The 3,957-nt window shown below is 60.0% G+C and carries 2 protein-coding genes; both read left to right on the top strand.

What is annotated here, in order from left to right; genetic code table 11:
* Positions 1-259 precede the first annotated feature (259 nt).
* Positions 260-1,357 (top strand): DNA cytosine methyltransferase, encoded by a 1,098-nt coding sequence (locus ACWDUD_RS30500; RefSeq protein ID WP_450111762.1) that lies wholly within the window; start codon positions 260-262, stop codon positions 1,355-1,357.
* 190 nt (positions 1,358-1,547) lie between these two features.
* Positions 1,548-3,896 (top strand): sacsin N-terminal ATP-binding-like domain-containing protein, encoded by a 2,349-nt coding sequence (locus tag ACWDUD_RS30495; RefSeq protein WP_450111761.1) that lies wholly within the window; start codon positions 1,548-1,550, stop codon positions 3,894-3,896.
* Positions 3,897-3,957: the final 61 nt, after the last annotated feature.

Raw genomic sequence — 3,957 nt, 5'->3', positions numbered from 1 at the left:
TCGAAGAATCACGCGATGACCGTCTTTCGTCCGGTTACGACACGCCGATCAGTTCGTTTGGTTCCGGCTCGTACACCATCCTGATGGACGCAACCCCGGTTCGATCGCGGCCGAACAAGGTCGCGCAAGTATCTGGGGACTTTACCAAGGCAGTGTCGAGGCTGAGAGTGAGCCGTCGTGTGGGCGTGTTCCGCGTAATCGGCGCAGGTCAGGATGTGATCCCCAGGTGTGTCGGAGGCTACTTATAGGATCTGGGCCCATGAGCCTTGCCCCTGCTTCCGCCGCGGTTACCAACCCGCGCATCGTGGATCTTTTCGCCGGGCCCGGAGGCTTGGATGTGGCGGCTCGGTGGCTGGACGTCCACGTCGAAGGTATCGAGTGGGATGCGGAGGCTTGCAAGACACGACGTGACGCGGGCCTCATAACGTACGAAGCGGATGTGCGGCAGTTCGGCCCGGAGGACTTCCCTCAAGCCAACGTTCTGGCTGGTGGCCCGCCGTGCCAGACATTCACTGTGGCCGGTACAGGGGCAGGACGTTCCGCACTGGACCGAGTTCTCAGGCTCGTCGATGCGATGGGGAACCGCAAGGACGTCGAGAAGCAAGTTGCTCGCTTCGATGATGAACGTACCGGCTTGGTGCTCGAACCTCTGAGGTGGGCGCTGAAAGCGCTGGCCGACAACCGCCCATATGAAGCGATCGTTCTGGAGCAGGTCCCTGCCGTGCTTCCAGTGTGGGAGGCAATGGGCGCGGTACTTCGGAAGGCAGGTTACGGCGTAGTGGCTGGCGTTCTACGGTCAGAGGAATTCGGAGTTCCTCAGACACGTCGCCGCGCGATCTTGATTGCCAGGTACGGCATGTCTGCGTGTCTTCCTGTGCCCACGCATCAGCCATACAGAAAGGGCGTGCCGCGAGGTCTGGGAGACATGTTGTGTCGACCCTGGAACACGATGGGTGAGGCGTTGGCGTCGACCCGGCAGTATCCATTCTCTGTCGTTTCCAACTACGGCACAGGTGGAAACCCGAAGGCCCGAGGGATCCGGAGATCCGACGAGCCCGCTTTCACCGTCACTGGCAAAGTGTCGCGAAATCGACTCGTCGATGTGCACGGAACCTCGATCGACCGATTCACCAATGCGGAAGCTGGACGCCTGCAGACGTTTCCGATGGACTTTCCCTGGCGAGGCAGAGATATCGCTCAGCAGATCGGCAACGCCATCCCGCCTAGGTTGGGCACACATATCCTCGCGGCCGCGCTAGGAAGAGTCGACGCACTCGAGGAAGGGTTCTTCGAGCGTGCGATCGAGGGTGGCTGGTTCGATTCCAGTCCGTCGGAGCAGTTGGTCCACGCGCGCTGAGGCACAGTGGCAGAGGCTGCTTGGGCAGGTCGTATCTGTTCGATGAACGGTATGTAACCCTTGTGGTCCCTGAGTCGATTGGGGCAGTGAGTAACAAGTACTCGCCGGTGCAGACGCTCTTCCCTGCAGTAGGGCGAGCGGCGGAGGGGAAGGGGTGCACAGAGGTGCAGAACGACGAGGTAGTGCGAGCATGCCGTTGACGACTTCCGACTGGGTACCCGACGCGGAGCTCACGGCCGAGCTCGAAGACCTGTTTCGACGTGCGATCGATTCCTATCGCGCGAACCCGAATCTGATCCCCGAACATGCGAACCACGAGGAATCCATACGTGTCGGTGGATATTCCAACCGCACGCTCCTCGAGCTCGTACAAAACGCTGCTGACGCCATGTCGGGTGCGGACCAGGACGAAGATGGCGCGGGGCGCGTCGAAATCATCCTCGACCTCAGCAGCAACACCATGTACTGCGCCAACGCCGGACGTCCGTTTTCCAAGAGTGGACTCACTGCGATCGCCCATGCGCACCTGAGTGGAAAGCGAGGAGATGAAATCGGGCGTTTCGGACTCGGATTCAAGTCCGTTCTGTCGGTCACCGATTCGCCTCAGGTATTCAGCCGATCTGTCTCGTTCGAATTCAATTCCCTGGCGGCAAGGGAAACGCTTTCGGCGATTTCTCGGGGGTTGCGGCGACTCCCGATCCTCAGGACTCCTACCCTGATCGACGCGCCAGCTGAATTTGGATCGGACCCGGTGCTTGCCGAGCTTGGGGAATGGGCAACCACGATAATCAAATTGCCGAACGTATCGAAGTCCGGAAACCTTCGAAACGAGATCGAGGGATTCCGGTCCGAATTTCTCCTTTTCGTGACCGCAGTTCGGGAGATCCGGCTGCGGGTAATCGGAGCGGACGAGAACTTTACGACCAGCCATGTCTCACGCGACATCGGCAATGGCGCGTTTCGCATCGAGCGACCGAACGGTGACCACGACGAGTGGTACGTGGAACATCGGATGCATGAACCGAGTGCCGGTGCCAGGGCTGAAGTCGGGGAAGCGGTCTCCCGCGACCGAGTCAAGGTCACCGTTGCGATGCCGGCGCGGTTCTCCCAGCTGAAGACCGGTGAGTTCTGGTCGTATTTCCCATTGCAGGACACCACTACCGCGTCGGCGCTCTTCAACGCGCCGTGGAGTGTCAACGACGACCGCACCACGCTGTTGCCCAATACCTACAATCGCGAAATCCTCGCAACGCTGTCGGAGATGTTCGTCGACCTCCTTCCCCGGGTTTCGTCCATCCAGGACCCGGCCGCGCACCTCGAATACATGCCTGCGCGCGGTCGCGAACTGAGGTCGTTCGGCGACGAAGTCCTGTGCACGCACGTCCCGTACCTTGCGTGCAGGAAGGCTATGGTTCCTGATCCGACGGGCGCATTGCGGCCGGCCGACGAACTTCGTCCCCTGGACTTTGCAGTCAACGATGTGAAGGAGAGTGATCACGAAAAGTGGATCAAATCTCTCAACACCGGTAATGACGTGCCGCACTGGCGCTGTTATGCCACGCCGCAGCGCGAAGCGCGTCTGCGTCAGCTCTATGCATACCGATTCTCGTCCACCACCATCGACCTACGATTGAAGGACGAGAAGAAGGCACTCGAAAGTATCCCCAAGCGGGGCATCCTTACGTGGCTGCGTGAGTGGGCGGAAGGTGACGATCTCGGATCGGCCGCGCATGCCCTGGATTTCGTTCTCGCGAAGCCGAAGATCGAGGGTGCTCAGACTGCGAAAGTCATTCCGACGACCGATGGAATGTGCTCGCTGAAAGACAACGTCAGCGTCTTCCTCAAGCGTCTGGACGATGTCGAAATCCAGGGAGCGAGATTTATCGACCCGGATTTTCTGGCGATAGCCAATGTGGAGAGGAAGCTTCGAGAGAAGGGACACTTTCGCGACCTGGATCCTCTCGCGATCCTTCAAGCAAGAATGGCGAAGTTGTCGGACGAAGCCGACGAAGAGGAGTGCGCCAAGTTCTGGGATGCAGTGCTGGACGTGCCGATCGCACAGGCGCGGAAGGTCGTAGAGCAGGGAACTCACGCATTCATCAAGGTTCCGACCTGCGACGGCGGCTGGTCTTCCCCTACTCGTGTGTTCGACATCGAAGGCCTCGGGGACAGCATGCTGGACCTTCGATTGGACCGAAGCCGGTGTGTTCCTGACGTCGCACACGCTGCAGGAGTCGTTCACGCTCCGGTGAAGACGTATTCGGTGGAGGACGAAGCGCACTTCGAGGACTACTGCCAGTGCGTCAAGGACGAACTCAACAGGAGTCTCGGTCCGGGCGAGCGCCCTATCGAGCGGATCGAGTTCGACACGAACGAAGGGCCAGGCCCCTTCTCCACTTTGCTGATGTTGAGGGATGCCGAGGCTCCCAACCAGGTCCGCGAGATGTGGACGCTTCAGCTCCTCTCCCTCGAGGATGGACAGTGGTGGACGTGTGAAGACGCCGACACTGAGGTTTTCTCACCAGGCGGGGGCTTGTAGGTGAAGAAGCACGAGGGCGGCAGCGGTTATCGCGCCGATCCTCCACGGACACAGACTGATT

This window comes from Rhodococcus sp. NPDC003382 (assembly GCF_053589135.1).
Note: the sequence above shows the minus strand (reverse complement) of the source record. Positions and strands in the feature narration are given on the sequence as shown.